This is a genomic window from Peribacillus sp. ACCC06369, assembly GCF_030348945.1.
Taxonomy (GTDB): domain Bacteria; phylum Bacillota; class Bacilli; order Bacillales; family DSM-1321; genus Peribacillus.
On sequence record NZ_JAUCEN010000002.1, the window covers coordinates 2,386,950 to 2,403,029 of the forward strand.

At 39.9% G+C, this 16,080-nt stretch carries 12 protein-coding genes and 1 pseudogene; 7 read left to right on the top strand and 6 right to left on the bottom strand.

The genetic code is table 11. The annotated features are described in order from the left end of the window. Positions 1 to 170: 170 nt before the first annotated feature. The gene (locus tag QUF78_RS12510; protein ID WP_289324907.1) at positions 171 to 1,259 is read left to right on the top strand and encodes an N-acetyltransferase DgcN family protein; all 1,089 of its coding nucleotides are present in this window, start codon (positions 171 to 173) and stop codon (positions 1,257 to 1,259) included. Further along, positions 1,256 to 2,332, top strand: coding sequence for an alanine/ornithine racemase family PLP-dependent enzyme (locus QUF78_RS12515; protein WP_289324908.1), 1,077 nt, complete (start codon positions 1,256 to 1,258; stop codon positions 2,330 to 2,332). Before QUF78_RS12510 ends, QUF78_RS12515 begins: the two co-directional genes overlap by 4 nt. A 215-nt stretch (positions 2,333 to 2,547) precedes the next feature. Here the strand turns inward: QUF78_RS12515 and QUF78_RS12520 are convergent, their stop codons facing one another. After that, positions 2,548 to 3,456, bottom strand: a complete 909-nt coding sequence (locus tag QUF78_RS12520) for a LysR family transcriptional regulator (RefSeq protein WP_289324909.1) — start codon at positions 3,454 to 3,456, stop codon at positions 2,548 to 2,550. A 350-nt stretch (positions 3,457 to 3,806) separates the two neighbouring features. Here QUF78_RS12520 and QUF78_RS12525 point away from each other — a divergent pair, with 350 nt between their 5' ends. Both QUF78_RS12525 and cysI read left to right on the top strand, forming a co-directional pair. Continuing rightward, positions 3,807 to 5,621, top strand: a complete 1,815-nt coding sequence (locus tag QUF78_RS12525) for an assimilatory sulfite reductase (NADPH) flavoprotein subunit (RefSeq protein WP_289324910.1) — start codon at positions 3,807 to 3,809, stop codon at positions 5,619 to 5,621. A gap of 26 nt (positions 5,622 to 5,647) precedes the next feature. Then, positions 5,648 to 7,366 carry an assimilatory sulfite reductase (NADPH) hemoprotein subunit gene (cysI, locus tag QUF78_RS12530; RefSeq protein WP_289324911.1) on the top strand — a complete coding sequence of 573 codons (1,719 nt, stop codon included), beginning with the start codon at positions 5,648 to 5,650 and terminating at the stop codon, positions 7,364 to 7,366. A 92-nt stretch (positions 7,367 to 7,458) separates the two neighbouring features. Here the strand turns inward: cysI and QUF78_RS12535 are convergent. From QUF78_RS12535 to QUF78_RS12555, 5 genes and pseudogenes are all read right to left on the bottom strand, one after another. Further along, positions 7,459 to 7,627, bottom strand: a pseudogene (locus QUF78_RS12535) (twin-arginine translocase TatA/TatE family subunit). A gap of 181 nt (positions 7,628 to 7,808) precedes the next feature. Then, positions 7,809 to 8,198 (bottom strand): RidA family protein, encoded by a 390-nt coding sequence (locus tag QUF78_RS12540; protein WP_289324912.1) that lies wholly within the window; start codon positions 8,196 to 8,198, stop codon positions 7,809 to 7,811. Positions 8,199 to 8,442: 244 nt separating this feature from the next. Continuing rightward, complete coding sequence (locus tag QUF78_RS12545; protein WP_289324913.1) at positions 8,443 to 9,528, bottom strand: Ger(x)C family spore germination protein; 1,086 nt, start codon at positions 9,526 to 9,528, stop codon at positions 8,443 to 8,445. After that, positions 9,525 to 10,616, bottom strand: coding sequence for a GerAB/ArcD/ProY family transporter (locus QUF78_RS12550; protein WP_289324914.1), 1,092 nt, complete (start codon positions 10,614 to 10,616; stop codon positions 9,525 to 9,527). The genes QUF78_RS12545 and QUF78_RS12550 overlap by 4 nt, the downstream gene beginning before the upstream one ends. Positions 10,617 to 10,634: 18 nt before the next feature. After that, positions 10,635 to 12,170 (bottom strand): spore germination protein, encoded by a 1,536-nt coding sequence (locus QUF78_RS12555; RefSeq protein WP_289324915.1) that lies wholly within the window; start codon positions 12,168 to 12,170, stop codon positions 10,635 to 10,637. Between the two features lie 200 nt (positions 12,171 to 12,370). Between QUF78_RS12555 and QUF78_RS12560 the strand changes: the two genes are divergently transcribed. The 3 genes from QUF78_RS12560 to QUF78_RS12570 are packed head-to-tail and all read left to right on the top strand — an operon-like array spanning position 12,371 to position 16,001. Beyond that, a complete protein-coding gene (locus QUF78_RS12560) occupies positions 12,371 to 13,801 on the top strand; it encodes a spore germination protein (protein WP_289324916.1) in 1,431 nt (476 codons plus the stop codon). Then, on the top strand, positions 13,798 to 14,892 hold the full coding sequence (locus QUF78_RS12565; RefSeq protein WP_289324917.1) for a GerAB/ArcD/ProY family transporter: 1,095 nt from the start codon (positions 13,798 to 13,800) through the stop codon (positions 14,890 to 14,892). Before QUF78_RS12560 ends, QUF78_RS12565 begins: the two co-directional genes overlap by 4 nt. Continuing rightward, entirely contained in the window at positions 14,889 to 16,001 is a 1,113-nt protein-coding gene (locus QUF78_RS12570; RefSeq protein ID WP_289324918.1) for a Ger(x)C family spore germination protein, read from the top strand. The genes QUF78_RS12565 and QUF78_RS12570 overlap by 4 nt, the downstream gene beginning before the upstream one ends. Positions 16,002 to 16,080: the final 79 nt, after the last annotated feature.

The following is a 16,080-nucleotide window of genomic DNA, read 5'->3' on the forward strand; positions in this document are numbered from 1 at the left end:
ATACTTGTAAAAGTGGGTGAAAATTTTGTATATTTTGAAAATTAGTTACAATTTTTCTCCTAAATATGGCTTTTTTTTTATGGATCAGGAGTTCTTTTATTGATTAAATATGTAAAATATCTTTAAGTCGAGATATGGTCGTAAAAATAGATTTTGGGAGGAAAAGCCTTATGAAAGAAACAGCTATAGTATATTGTGAAAATAATTTTGGGACAATGGATGGAAAGACAGCTAATGGACTAGTTAGAAGCTCTAGGAAATTTGAGATTGTTGGTGTGATTGATAGTACAAAGGCTGGAATGGATGCGGGCGATTACCTTATTGGGGAGAAAAATGGAATACCTATATTCAAGGACCTTAACCAGGCACTCGAAAATATACAGAATGTTCCTGATCAATTCATATATGGAATAGCTCCTTCAGAGGCATTCCTTAAAAAGGATGAGAGAAATCTCCTTCTCAAAGCTATGGAACATGGGATGAATATCGTTAACCCTCTTCATGAGTTTTTTACAGATGACCCAGAGTTCATTAAGCACGCAGAACAATTCAATATCACGATCCATGACGTAAGAAAACCTGCACGAAAAAAGGATATGCATCTCTTTTCAGGACGGATTTTAAACATTGATACACCCATTGTAGCCGTTCTTGGTACGGATAGTGCAATAGGCAAGCGTACAACGTCGGTTCTGCTCGAAGATGCCTTACTAAAAAGGGGCTTTAATGTCGCTTTTATTGCGACGGGACAAACGGGACTGATACAGGGGGCGAAATACGGTGTGGCGATTGATGCAATCCCGTCCCAATTCATGACAGGTGAAATTGAAAACCAAATCATGAAGGCATATGAAAATGATAATCCGGATATTATTATTGTCGAAGGCCAAGGGGCGTTAAGCCACCCAGCATATATAAGTTCGTGTGGAATAATAAGAGGCTCAAGACCTGGAGCGGTCATCATTCAGCACGCACCCAAACGGGAACATTTAGGTGACTTTAGCTATATGGAAATGCCGACGGTAAAAAGCGAGATCGATCTTATTGAAAACTTTTCAAAGGCAAAAGTGATTGCGGTGACCATCAACCATGAAAACATGTCCGATGATGAGTTGGCTAAAACAATTTCCGAATATGAAGAGGATATTAAACTTCCAACGACTGATGTACTAAAATTTGGCTGCGACAAACTGATTGCAAGTATTTTTGATGCCTTCCCCAACTTGAATGGTAAACAGGAAAAAGCATTGATTAAATGACACAGTCTTTTACACCAAGGATCGAAATCAACCTTGCAAAAATTGCCCATAATGCAGCTGAGCTTGTTAAAATATATGGCACAAAAAATATTGAGATTATGGGCGTTACAAAAACGGTTTGCGGAGCTCCGGAAATAGCAAGGATCTTATTGGATCAAGGGATTCATATGCTCGCAGATTCGAAGGTTGCCAATCTTCAAAAAATGCGTGATGCAGGAATCAAGGCAAACTTTGTATTATTAAAATCTCCTTCTTTAAGTGAAGTGGATTCTGTTATAAAAAATGCAGATATTAGCTTGAATACCGAGTTTTCCGTTATTGGAAAATTATCAGAAGCTGCTTTAAGGCATAACAAGGAGCAGAAGATTATTCTTATGATCGAAATGGGAGATTTAAGAGAAGGAATCATGCCTGAAGATCTAGATTCTTTTATTTCAGAGGTCTTGAAACTCCAAGGTGTCAAAATAGTGGGCATAGGAGTTAACTTTGCCTGCTTTGGAGGAGTAAAACCAAACGAGCAGAAAATGGGCATGTTATCTTTACTGGCCAGCGCAGTTGAAACGAAATTCTCTCTTCCTCTTTCCTATATATCGGGAGGGAACTCTGCCAATTATAATTGGTTCATGGCAGTTGATTCAGTAGGGAAGGTTAACAATTTACGGTTGGGCGAATCCATTTATTTGGGTCGTGAAACCTTAGATAGACTGGCCATCCCGGATTTATATACTGATGCGTTCACTTTCGTGACTGAAGTTATTGAATCGAAAAGAAAACCATCCGTACCCTATGGGGAAATAGGTCAGAATGCTTTTGGAGTCTTTCCTCAATTTCAAGATCGTGGCCAAATGAGTAGAGTTATTCTTGGAGTGGGTAATCAGGATGTTCTGGTGGCAGGGTTAATTCCGACAACGGATATCGAGATCCTTGGTTCGAGTAGTGATCACACCGTGCTTGATCCAAAAAAGTGTAATCTGATAGTAGGAGACGAAGTCACTTTTAACCTTAACTATGGTGCGCTTCTTTCCATTATGACTTCTCCTTATGTTTATAAAAAATACAGCAACGCCATTTAAGCAAGTCATCATTCCACGTAATAAACTCCATTTTCCTCTCCATTCATTAAATCAAAAGGCAGGCTGTGAATGCTAATAAAGTACAGAAGCAAACTGTTAAACAGCCTAATCCCGGATCATTCGGTTAAGTTTGTTAGTCTATATCACTTAAAAAGGTTCCTGTCATCAGGATTACCAGCAAGTACTTCATTCATAGATTGTATCTTTTGCAAGGATCAAACTATCGGCTTGGCTTTCATAGGCCATTTTTTGTTTAATTCAGTTATAAAAGTCTTGACATTCTTTTTATCTTCCATAATTGGTGAATACACGTAGGAAAGAGTTCTGTTAAAGGATTCATTTTTTAACTGAATAATAGAAAGGATTTTATTTTGCACATCCCTTTCAATGACACTTTGGGAAAGGAGAGCCAGCCCTACGCCGTTTTTTATAAGTGTTTCTTTAATACCTTGATTGCTGCTAATCGTAAGTATCGATTTAATCTTCAAACCATTTGAACGTATGACATGGTTAAGGTATTCTCGTGTACCGGACCCAACTTCCCTGGTTACCCATGCTTGGTCATGTAAATCGGTAATTTCCACTTCTTCTTTATAAGCGAGTTCATGGTCGTTGGAAGAAACAACGAAAAGCTCATCTTGCATGAAGGGGTGTACAGAAAGCTCTTTTTCATTAGTTTGACCCTCGATCAAGCCGATATCCACTTTGTATAACCGAACGGCTTGAACGATTTCTTCAGTGTTTCCAATTACGACTTGAAGTTCAAGTTCAGGGTAATCCTTTTGAAGGTCGATGAGCAACGAAGGTAGGATATACTCTCCTATCGTAAAACTTGCCCCTATCTTTAATTCTCCTTTAATGGACCTATCATGTTCCTGGATGTCTTGTCTGGTCTGTTCATATATTGTGATCATTTGCTTAGCCCGATCGTAAAGAATTTCTCCTGTCAAGGTGACTTTTAGGAATTTAGGGGAGCGGAGAAATAATTTGGTTTGGAACTCTTCCTCTAATTTTTTTATGTGCAAGCTAACACTTGGTTGTGACATTAGAAGCATTTCTGCCGTTTTAGTAAAATTCTTGACTTCCACAAGGGTCACAAATGTTTTTAGAGCATCATAGTACATAGAATTACCACCTTATTATTAATATTCTTAATAGTTACAATAAATTATATATATTTTACTAATGATGTGCCTTCCGGTAAAGTTTAATAAGAAACTTATTTTAGGAAGAGTCTAGACTGGGGAAGGATAACGTCCTTTATAACCTTATTTTTTATTTCTAGCTTGCTATGAAAAAATGTTCCCTCCGTGTATGAACTGTACTTTGTGATTTTTTTTGCAGTTAAAACCGACTTGGTCTATAGGAGTAAACGAGTTAATTGATTTTACGGATGGAAATAAATGTTTAAACCCACTCGTTATACATAAGAGTCAACTAAGATAAGTTAATATCCCTTTGTGAGGTGGAAATCGTGCAACTTCAGGTAATGAACAGTCCGTTTAATCATGAGCAGGCAGAGATTCTTAACAGTCTACTGCCTAGCTTGACAGAAACACAAAAAATTTGGTTGAGCGGTTATCTGACGGCATCTTTGTCAGTTTCGAATATGGGAACGGCCGAAACCCCGGTAATGGAAGCTCAAAGCAGCGGGAAGACAATATCAAAAGAAGTTACGATTCTTTATGGTTCACAGACGGGCAATGCTCAAGGGCTGGCAGAAAATGCGGCGAGAAAGCTTGAGGGTAATGGCTTTCAGGTTACCATTTCATCCATGAGTGACTTTAAGGTGAACAATTTGAAAAAAGTCCAAAATCTTCTTATTGCCGTTAGCACGCATGGGGAAGGTGATCCACCGGATAATACGTTGTCCTTCCACGAGTACCTTCATGGCAGGAGGGCACCAAGCCTTGAAGAACTCCGCTTTTCGGTATTGGCGCTTGGAGACAGCTCATATGAGTTTTTTTGTGAAACGGGAAAACAATTCGATAAACGCTTGGAGGAACTTGGCGGGACAAGGTTATTTCCTCGAATGGACTGTGACCTTGATTATGATGAGCCGGCTTCAGAATGGCTGGAAGGAGTCATTTCCAGTTTAAGTGAAGAGCAAGGCAGTACCGTTACAGAAGTCCCTGCAGCGAAAGCTCCAGAAAGTGAACACACGTATTCCAGGACAAATCCGTTTAAAGCGGAAGTGCTTGAAAATATAAACTTGAACGGCCGTGGCTCTAATAAAGAGACACATCATCTTGAATTATCACTTGAAGGATCTGGTCTTACATTCGAACCTGGAGACAGCCTTGGTATTTATCCGACAAATGATTCTGAATTAGTGGATATGCTTCTTATGGAACTCGATTGGGACCCTGAAGAAACCGTGAAGGTCAATAAGCAGGGGGATCTTCGTCAGCTTAGGGAATCGCTCATCTCCGATTTTGAAATTACGGTTTTGACAAAATCGTTCCTTGAGCAGGCCGCCCAGCTTTCAGGTAACGAGGAATTAAAGGAGCTCCTATCACCAGGTAATGAAGAAGGACTAAAAGAATATCGTGAAGGCCGTGATTTACTTGATTTTCTCCGTGACTTTGGCTCATGGGGTGAAACGGCGCAAGAGTTCGTATCCATACTCCGGAAAATGCCAGCACGTCTATATTCGATCGCGAATAGCTTATCCGCTTATCCGGATGAAGTGCATTTGACCATAGGTGCTGTCCGGTATGAAAGTCACGGTCGGGATCGAAAAGGAGTCTGCTCCATATTATGTGCGGACCGAATACAGCCAGGGGACACCCTGCCTGTTTATATTCAGCATAACCAGAACTTCAAGCAGCCTAAGAATCCAGATGCTCCAATCATCATGGTTGGACCGGGAACGGGCATTGCTCCGTTCAGATCCTTTATCCAGGATCGCGAAGAAACGGAAGCGAAAGGGAAAACGTGGCTCTTTTTCGGCGATCAGCATTTCGTGACGGATTTCCTTTATCAGACTGAATGGCAAAAGTGGTTGAAAACAGGTGTACTTACGAAAATGGATGTTGCCTTTTCACGTGATGCGGATGAAAAAGTGTATGTTCAAAACCGGATGCTCGAGCACAGCGCGGAATTATACGAATGGCTTCAAGAAGGGGCAGCGGTTTACATTTGCGGTGATGAGAAAAACATGGCACATGACGTCCATAATACGCTTATTGAGATCATAGAAAAAGAAGGTCAGATGAGCCATGCTGATGCGCAAGCTTATCTTGAAGATATGCAACAGAATAAACGTTATCAACGTGATGTGTACTGAAATATGGATGAAAAGGAGATAACAACATGGTGAACCCACTATTAAAAGCACCAGAAGGCCCGCCTAGTGATGTTGAGCAAATTAAAGCGAAAAGCAATTATTTGCGAGGTACACTTGGAGAAGTGATGCAGGAGCGAATCAGCGCCGGTATTCCAGATGATGACAATCGGTTAATGAAACACCACGGCAGCTATTTGCAGGATGATCGGGACCTACGCAATGAGCGTCAAAAACAAAAACTTGAGCCTGCCTATCAGTTCATGTTGCGTGTCCGCATGCCAGGCGGTGTTGCACAGCCTTCTCAATGGCTTGTCATGGATGACCTTGCTCAGAAATACGGTAACGGTACCTTGAAATTGACAACAAGACAGACGTTTCAAATGCATGGAATCTTAAAATGGAATATGAAAAAAACCATTCAGGAAATCCATGCGTCCATGCTGGATACAATCGCTGCATGCGGGGATGTAAACCGTAACGTAATGTGCAATTCGATTCCATTTCAATCCGAAATTCATTCCGAAGTATATGAATGGTCGAAAAAATTGAGTGATTATTTATTGCCACGTACAAGGGCGTACCATGAAATCTGGCTGGATGAAGAAAAGGTTGTCGGTACACCTGAATTGGAGGAAGTCGAACCAATGTACGGTCCGCTTTATTTGCCAAGGAAGTTTAAAATAGGCATTGCGGTCCCGCCTTCCAATGACATTGATGTCTACTCCCAGGATCTTGGCTTCATAGCCATTATTGAAAATGGGAAACTCGTTGGCTTTAATGTGGCGATCGGTGGCGGTATGGGAATGACCCATGGTGACAAAGAGACTTATCCACAGCTAGCCAAAATAATCGGCTTTTGCAAGCCTGACCACATACTGGATGTCGCGGAAAAGGTCATTACGATTCAGCGCGATTACGGAAACCGTTCCGTCCGGAAATATGCCCGGTTCAAGTATACGGTTGACAGGCTTGGACTTGAACCGGTAAAGGCTGAACTGGAAAATCGTCTTGGATGGAAACTTGAGGAGGCGAGAACTTATCATTTCGACAATAATGGTGACCGCTATGGCTGGGTAGAAGGCATTCAAGGCAAATGGCATTTTACACTATTTGTCGAGGGTGGCCGAATTGCCGATATTAAAGATTACAAACTGATGACCGGCTTGCGCGAAATCGCTAAGATCCACACGGGCGATTTCCGTTTGACGGCCAATCAAAACCTGATCATTGCCAATGTATCAAGCGAGACAAAGGAAAAGATCGTTGAATTGCTCGAAACATTCGGTTTGACGGATGGTTCACGCCATTCAGCGCTCCGACGCAGCTCGATGGCATGCGTGTCGCTTCCAACATGCGGGTTGGCAATGGCAGAAGCGGAACGTTATTTGCCGATTCTGATTGATAAAGTCGAGGCCATCGTTGATGAAAACGGGCTGAGGAACGAAGAAATCACGATACGAATGACCGGATGCCCGAATGGCTGTGCCCGACATGCACTAGGAGAAATCGGTTTTATCGGGAAAGCACCTGGCAAATATAATATGTATCTCGGTGCTGCATTCGATGGAAGCCGATTAAGCAAAATGTATCGTGAGAACATCGGTGAAGATGAGATTTTAAAAGAGTTGCGTGTGCTACTTTCCCGTTATGCGAAAGAACGACAGGAAGGGGAGCGTTTCGGAGACTTTGTCATCAATGCAGGCATTGTTAAAGAAGTGACGGATGGAACGAATTTTCATGATTGACTAACACGAACGAGAGACAGGAAAGTATTCCTGTCTCGGTTTGTATTTAAGGTGTTTTTTATTAAGTAGAAAAGTTTTCTGGCTTGTATCCTTCAATAACTCAAGTTTTTTCTCTTCCAACTTTCCTCATCAATCAACCCCTTGGTTGCACTTTTGAATTCAGATAAAGTTCGTCCAAAAGCACGCAGTGATTTTTCAGGACCAAAAATCACAAGTGATAAGAATGATAACTAGGCCTGGAACCCCGAGATTTTGAAACATGACCATTCACTACTATCGTCTATTTTTTTGACTTGCTGTTATTTTTAAAGGCTACCTCTGCTTCAATCTCAATGAGATAATCCGGCGAAACCAGACTTTGCACCCCTACTGTGGAACGAGCTGTTTTTACTGGATTTTCTTTTGTATTAAAGAACATAGCATAGGCATTAAACCAACCTTGTTAGTCTGGAGTACCTTCTTTGTTTGGATCTGGTGCGACATACACACGAAGAAAGGTTACATCAGCGAGGGAAAGTCCTTTTGTTTTCAAATCTGCTTTTAATTTTTCTAAAATTCCAATAGCCTGCCTTTCTGTATTGCCATATCTCTCATAAGTGGTTTTTCCATCCTTGTTTAAAAGAGGAGAGACTGTTCCACTAAACATTATCCGATTATAACTTTGAGGTACAGCAACTGAACTGGAAATCGCAGAAGTTGGGGACCCAAAGAAGGTCACTTTATCCGAGTTCAATTCATCTTTTTCGCTACTTGCGGAAGCTAAAGAGAATCCGACGATTAAACTTATACCTAATATTGAAGTAGCGATGACTGATATTATGGTATTCTTCATAAAGTCAGCTCCTTTCAATTATAAAAACATCGTAAGGTTAATGTTTTATCCTACTCAAGTAGTGACCTTACCTTCTTTTATACTATCTGGCTGATTTAAAAGCACCTGCCGTGCAACCGATTTAATAAATGTGATATTCACAAGCAAAATGAATTCTACCCTGTTGTATATTCAATATATGGTAGTAGTTTTTACGAACAGATGAAGAATATTAAATGCCCTATTGATATTCGTTTAATATTTATTATTCTGAGACCCCGGTTTGGATGATGTCAACTTTGGTTTTTACTTTAATGTCCATCTTCGGATAAATCTTTTTCCAATGTTCATAGGTCATTTTTTTATTTTTGGCGTGATATTTTTCCTTTAAGCCAATCGGATCAATGTTTTTTTTCTGAAAATCTTTAATAAGACGGTTTGCTCGCCTCGTTAAATCATCTTCCATATCCTGTTCGATTTTTTTTATCATCTTTCTATTGGTTAGATTTTCACTTCGCATTGATTCCTTGATTTGCCCTTTTATTTTAAGTTTAATCGTGATTGAGGGATTTCTCTCTGAGTCGGAGACCTCATAACTTGAACCGCTTCGGATGCTTTCCACTACGATATCGCTTTTTTTCTTGTCTTTTAATTTGAATTTGTAAATTCCCCGTCTATGAGATTGAACCAATGTCTTGAAAACGAACATATCTCTCGTTCGGACTTTACTGACGATTTTATTTTCATGAAACAAGGCCACTCCCGATACCGCAACTTCATTGTTAATTATTTTAATTAAAGGAAGATACGAATCTCCGCCATCTTCCAGGGCGTTTCCTAAAAAAAGATGGAGGTTTGTATCGGGTCCATTCCCTGTTTCATTCTGTTGATTAATCAAATCCGATAAAAAGATTCCAACATTCACATTCGTATTTGGAGGTTTCGTATTTATTACATCCTTGACCTTTCCTTCAACGACGGCCAATATGACCCTGTTTCCAAGTTGTGGCTCACGGTAGAGATAATCAGTCAGTTCTGTCACTCCGATTTCATGAACGATTTTTTCGCTAAATAAAACGATGCGTGTCTGTCCAAGAAACACAGGCTTATCCGCTTTTTTGGAAACGACAGCCTGAACATCACTCGTTGTCGTCGATGTTCCAGTTAAGATTTGATATTTACCGATCTTGTCCTGTTGGAAGATAGGGATGACGAACATCCCTTCGACGATATCATTCTTGAGTATATCGTAGCCAATGGCTTGGGACATATTGACTTCGTCAACCACCCTTGGCTGGGCACAGCTGCAAAGGAGGGGGAAAGTCAAGATAATAAGAAGTAACTTTCTCATTTGCGTTTCCTCCTATTCTTTATATAAATGATGACCAAAAGAAGAGGCAAGTATAAAGCAAGGAAGAGCACGCCGTATGGATCGATTATTTTATTCAATATATATAGGGAATCGACATCAAAAACAAAAATATTTGTAAGCAGGATGATAATGGACATCACCCATAATGGATACTTTTGCTGAACATTGAATAAACGCTTGAAACCCCTGCTGGCAGCCCACAAGGCGATGGTCATGTTGGGAATGATTACGATGGCCCACCAAGAAACATCTATATATTCAAATCGCTGAATAAAGGGCAATTCGACAATGCTGGTCAATGACAGTGTCGGCCATATAGTCAGTTCCAATTGTTTTTGTGAATAAAAAACCAGTGAAACCAAATAAAAGGATAAGTTTATTAAGGTTGTTGTCAAGGCCCCTCCATGAGCATATTTTTGTGAAGTTTTAGCATCTTTGATGAACGGATAAAACATCAGGATCATTTCAAAACCAAGCATCGTTAAGGAAGTACTTCTGGTTCCTTTCAATATATCCAATAGAGTGTGGTGAAAAATAGGGAGCAAATTAGTGAATTCAGAGTATTTCATGGCATAGAACAGGACAAATAAAAGCCAGTATGTCAAAATGACGCTTAAAAAGGCAATACCCGTAATTGTTCGGAACCCTCCCGTATTTATATAATAAATGAGGATCAGGAATATTAAAGCAAACGCCCAAGATGGTACCTCTTCAAACATCCATACATGTATGACATTTATATAGCTGATCATGACTGTCATCCCAAGGATCAAAAAGTAAAGAATGAATAATAGACTGAAGAAATTCCCCATCCATTTCCCGAATGCATGATTATTTGCGGAAATGATATCACCAGGGACGATACTGAAGATTTTATATATCACCCCAATCAATATATGAACGATCAGTCCGGCTAGTAATATCGAAATCCAGCCATCCGTTCCCGTTGACTTCGCTAAAACTCTTTGAAAACTTAAAACGCCTACTCCTGTTTGCATGGAATGCACTAAAAAAAACACATAGAACGGTGACACTTTATACTTTTCATTAACTCCAGCTTGGTTCATATAGGACCCTCATTTAAATCATTCATTAAAATCATTTTTTTTGATTCTTGCTTTTTTGGGCTGTGGCTGTCTGGACGTATTATCAGGACGTAAATTTACAGGTCTAGATTTAAAAAGATTAAAAGGAAGCCGAACAAAGCTATCTTTCCAATCTTGCATACGAAATGGGTATATCGGTTCAAGGTAGGGGTGTCCCATTGACGTTAATTTGATAAGGTGGGTCAACAAAAACACGGCCGCTATGGTAATGCCGAGCAGCCCCCAAATCTGGGCGCCCACTAAAAAGGGGAACCGCAGTAACCGAATGGCATTCCCCATTTTATAAATAGGAGTAACGAATGATGCCAATGCCGAGAGGGCAACGATGATCAATAAGATATTACTGGTCAGACCAGCTACAACTGCCGCTTGACCGATAACGATACCGCCGACGATACCTAATGTCTGACCTACCTTTGTTGGCAGCCTGGCAGCCGCTTCACGTAATAACTCAATGGAGATCTCTAAAAATAGTGCTTCAATCAATGGCTGAAAAGGTATCAAATTCCTTGAAGTGACGATCGTTTCCAAAAGATCTTTAGGAATCAGTTCATAATGATAAGTCAGCACGGCTACATAAATAGGAGTAGCAAATATCGAAAAAGCGACCGCGAATATCCTTAATAAACGGAAAGCAGATGCCGGAACCCATGGCATATTATAATCTTCCATGGTTATAAAGTATTCCAACAATATGGTTGGTGTAATAAGTGCAGAAGACGACCTATCGATTAACAGGGCTACTTTACCTTCAGCCAATGCACTTGCGATGCGATCAGGCCTTTCCGTATTTAGAAAAAGGGGAAATAAGGTATTTGAATCATCATAAAGCAATTGCGCGAGATATGACCCGTCCAATATTTCATCAAACTCTACGTCATTGATCCTTTGGATAACATTATCGACATTTTCCTGATCAACGATTCCTTCTATGGATAAAACCGCCACTTTCGTTTTAGACAACGACCCCACAGTCAGTTCACTTACTTGCAATCCAGGGATAGGCAGCCTTTTTCTGACTAGATTCAGATTGATATCAATATCCTCGACAAAAGCTTCTTGAGCACTTATGATTCCAAATTCAAGTTCAGGTTTATCAACTTGCCTTCCTTGTTGGGCCGCAACATTGATTAATAGGCATTCATCAAGATTCGCATCTAAACGAATGGCAATTTCGCCTCTCATGATCCTTTCTTCGATTACAACCTTGGTATTGGTGATAAGTGTATTTTCTATAGGAACGTTTTCTTTAATTTGCTCCAAATTTATCGCTTCCAGAGTTGGTATGACAGAAAGAACACTTTTATGAAGTTCCTGTGCATCGATTAAAGAGCGATAAAAAGATACCCAATAGCCTACACCATTATATGTTCCTTGATGGTTCATGAAATCATTGGATGAAGAAAGGGTATTGAATAGGTCCCTTACATCCGAAACTTTATTTAATTCATCATTTTTATCGTTTGGTTGATTGGGTTTTTTTTTGAACTTTCCGCGGTTAAACAATGCTGTCACCTCTAAACTAAAGCTTGTTATCCTAGCATTTGCAATTTAATTACATATTAACCATTTTGGATTGTTTAGGATGCTCGTTTCGGAAAGGGAATACATTATAAAGATCCTTGGTCTAAAAGCTGTCACCATATCCTTTTCGAATAAAATAATTGAAGAAAGTGGAAACTGAAATAAAACGCATTTAATCAAAGGAGTTCACCATGAAAAGTAAACCCTTGCATATAAGATTGGATCAAAAGCAGGAAAAATTGAAATCTGAATTGGATATGCAGGATGATGTAGTTTTTAAACAGATATTCATTCCCGGTTATGAAGTTTCAGGATTATTTATATTTGTCAATGGAACGATGGATTATCCAGCATTCAATGATATAGTCCTGGATTTATCCGCTGCGCAGGTCGAATCAAGGCACCCGGTTTCCATCGAGAAGCTGGTCATTTCCAAAATCTGTTCAGTCAGGGAACAAGATGTTGAAACATATGAAAAAGCCATAGAGCATATTTTTGACGGGAAAACACTTCTATTTATAGATGGAATGACAAATGGTTATGTTTTGAATCTGGAAAAGGAGAAAATTCGTACACTGAGTGAACCTTCGACAGAGAGGGTTGTCCGTGGACCGAAGCTTGGGTTTATCGAAAGTCTCCAGGAAAATATCGGCTTGATAAGACAATATTCAAACCATCCCAACCTAATCGTCAAACAACAGAAGTTAGGGACGCTTGAAAAGCGGGAAGTTGCATTGGTTTATTATGAAGGAAAAGCAAGCGATTCTTTGTTAAAAGAAGTGAATGATCGGATAAACGGAGTAAAAGCTACCGATCTCCAAGACTCGGGGATGCTTGAAGAATTAATTGAAGATACATCGTTTAGCCCTTTCCCACAGATCCAGAATACGGAGCGTCCGGATAAAGTATTGGCGGCACTGCAGGAGGGAAGGGTGGTCATCATGGTTGACGGCTCGCCATTTGCGTTGATGGCACCTACGACGATCACGATGCTGCTGCAGTCACCTGATGATTATTATGAAAGGTGGGTCGCGGGTTCTTTTCTACGTGTCCTTCGTTACTTTTCTTTATTTATTACCGTTTTTCTTTCAGGAATTTATATCTCCTTGGTTTCGTTCAACCCTGGATTGCTGCCGACGGAACTAGCAATGACCATTGCTGGTACAAGGGAGAACGTGCCATTTCCGCCTTTTGTTGAAGCGATCATCATGGAATTGACGATTGAACTGCTTCGTGAAGCAGGCATTCGGCTTCCGGCGCCCATTGGGCAAACGGTTGGATTGGTTGGTGGTGTCATTATTGGACAAGCAGCCGTTCAAGCGAATATTGTGAGTTCCCTCATGGTCATAATCGTTGCGATTACGACGATTACCTCTTTTACGGTACCACAATATAGCTTTGGACTGGCATTCAGGGCATTAAGGTTCGGGGCGATGATTTTTTCCGCCGTTCTAGGCCTATATGGAACCACTTTATTCTTTATCATCGTTATCAGCCATTTGTCGAAATTGACTAGCTTTCAAGAACCTTATTTTCAACCAACGGATTTTATCGGTAAAAAGACTTGGAAGGACGCGTTCCTCCGGTTACCGAAGCGGAAAAAGGGGGGAGAACTTTCTTGAGCCAAGCAGACGGCAAAATTTTTAGTGGGGAATTGGCATCGATCATTTCATGCGCCATGTTAGGAGTTGGGATGCTTTCGCTTCCAAGGACGATAACGGAAAAAGTTAATTCATCCGATGGATGGATCGTCTTGATTTTTAATGGGATCATTATTGCCCTTTTCATATGCTTATTGGTTGTACTGTTAAAAAAACATAAGGTGGCTAACTATTACACATACATGGAGGAGGCATATGGAAAGTGGCTCTCCAAAATTATTGGGTTGATCGTGGTGGTGTACTTTGTAGGTGTGTCCAGTTTTGAAGTTCTTGCAATGAGTGAAATGGTCCGATTTTATTTGTTGGAGGATACCCCGGTTGAAATAGTAATGCTCACATTGATTTTAGCGAGTGTCCATCTATTGACAGGCAAAATTAAAGCCATTGCAAAGGTGTGCGTCTTCTTTCTACCACTGACAATTGTCATCGTTTTGTTCATTTATATGTTCAGTATAAAAGTAGTCGATATAAAAAACCTGCAGCCTGTTCTTGGAAAAGGGTTTCTACCTGTGATGAAAGGAATGGGCTCCGGGGCTTTGTCTTTTTTTGGAATTGAACTATTCATCTTTTTGTTTGGCGTCGTTAAAAATCAAAACAAGGTAAAAAGTGGCGTTTTAATGGGTTTTTTCATACCGATGATATTATATGTGATTACATATGTTCTGGTAGTCGCTACACTGACTGTACCTGAAGTCAAAGCTGTTACATGGCCAACCGTTTCTTTTATTCAATCGTATGAAGTAAAAGGGATATTTATAGAGCGTTTAGAGCTGTTTCTCTTAATCACCTGGATTCTTCAGTTCTTTTGTACACATGCAATTTACTATTACTTCGCAGCAGAAGGACTGACGAAAATTTTCAACAATTCATATTCAACGAACCTTATTGTTTTGGTTCCAATCATTTTTTTTCTCGCCAAAATCCCTAAAAATACAACCGAGATTTTTAAAATGAGCGATTTGCTGGGCTATGTATTTCCCTTTATATTGATTGGCTTGCCAATTATTACATTCGCAATCGTTCAAGTGAAAAGGAGTAGAAGAAGCGGATGAAAAGATTATGGTTAATCTTGCTTATTCCTTTGCTTACAGGCTGTTGGGACAGTCAAAATATTGAAGAATTATCCCTTGTGGTCGGAATGGGAATCGATAATAGTAAAAAGAAAGACGAAATTATGTTAACACAGCAAATTCTGGTACCTCCAGGAAGTGGTGTTCAGGAGAATCAAGCTCAACTAAAATATAAGAATGTTACCGTCAGTGCCAAAACGTTGCATGAAGCAATAAGGGATTCTTTGCTCATAACCAATACGGTTTTAACCAATCATCAGCGTATCCTGCTCATTAATGAAGATGTATTAAAGAAAGTACCTATGGAAGCTATCATTAATCAGTCCATACGAGATAACAATACAAGGAGAAGTTGTCTTGTTTATTTAACAAAGAGACCGACAAAAGAAATTTTGGGACTATCCGACGATGGTGAAATCCCTTCGAATGTAATTTATGAATTGAAAGATAATGTGAATCGAACGAATAAAATCCTTCCATCTTTAACGATGGGCAAAGCTTCCTCAAATTTGCAATCAGATGGAAGTTTTGCCATTCAGGCCGTTAATATTAGGAGAGGGAAATTAATTTTGGAGGGTGCAGGGGTGATCAACAATTCAAAGTTGGTCGGGGTCATGAATGATGAGGATATAGCTGCTTTGAATTGGTTGAACGGAAATTTGAAAGGCGGGATAATCGAAACGGTCCAACACGGTAAGCCTTTAAGTGTTGAAGTGATCAAAAGGACAAGGAGGAAAATCACGACGGAATTGAACGGGGATCATTTGACGATAAATGTTAAGGTCGGTTACACAGGAAGACTTTCGGAAGATTGGTATGGTCAGGAAAATTCATTTGAAGAAGCCTATTTAAAAGAGATTGAGCGAATTGCCGAGGATGAAGTTGAGAAGGATGTCGAGAAAATCGTATACAAATTACAGCATGAATATAAAACAGGGATAGCAGGATTTTATCGTTATGTGGAAATTCAGCATCCGAAGTTTTGGGAGAAAAATAAGCAGAAATGGGACGAAGTTTTCAGTAAAGCTGATATTAATTATGATGTGGATTTAAGGGTCATAGACTTCGGTTCAAAAGGAGGGATAAAGTGAATGGTCATAAGAAGAAAAACCTTCCAAAGGGAAGGTTTTTTGTCATGGCTCTTTAGTCGATTGAAACTTTATGGTTCAA

What these genes read in the sequence shown, in the direction of transcription:
- QUF78_RS12570 (WP_289324918.1), top strand. Translation starts at nt 14,889, where the DNA reads ATGAAAAGATTATGGTTAATCTTGCTTATTCCTTTGCTTACAGGCTGT.
- QUF78_RS12515 (WP_289324908.1), top strand. Translation starts at nt 1,256, where the DNA reads ATGACACAGTCTTTTACACCAAGGATCGAAATCAACCTTGCAAAAATT.
- QUF78_RS12540 (WP_289324912.1), bottom strand. Translation starts at nt 8,198, where the DNA reads ATGAAGAATACCATAATATCAGTCATCGCTACTTCAATATTAGGTATA.
- QUF78_RS12510 (WP_289324907.1), top strand. Translation starts at nt 171, where the DNA reads ATGAAAGAAACAGCTATAGTATATTGTGAAAATAATTTTGGGACAATG.
- QUF78_RS12560 (WP_289324916.1), top strand. Translation starts at nt 12,371, where the DNA reads ATGAAAAGTAAACCCTTGCATATAAGATTGGATCAAAAGCAGGAAAAA.
- cysI (WP_289324911.1), top strand. Translation starts at nt 5,648, where the DNA reads ATGGTGAACCCACTATTAAAAGCACCAGAAGGCCCGCCTAGTGATGTT.
- QUF78_RS12545 (WP_289324913.1), bottom strand. Translation starts at nt 9,528, where the DNA reads ATGAGAAAGTTACTTCTTATTATCTTGACTTTCCCCCTCCTTTGCAGC.
- QUF78_RS12520 (WP_289324909.1), bottom strand. Translation starts at nt 3,456, where the DNA reads ATGTACTATGATGCTCTAAAAACATTTGTGACCCTTGTGGAAGTCAAG.
- QUF78_RS12550 (WP_289324914.1), bottom strand. Translation starts at nt 10,616, where the DNA reads ATGAACCAAGCTGGAGTTAATGAAAAGTATAAAGTGTCACCGTTCTAT.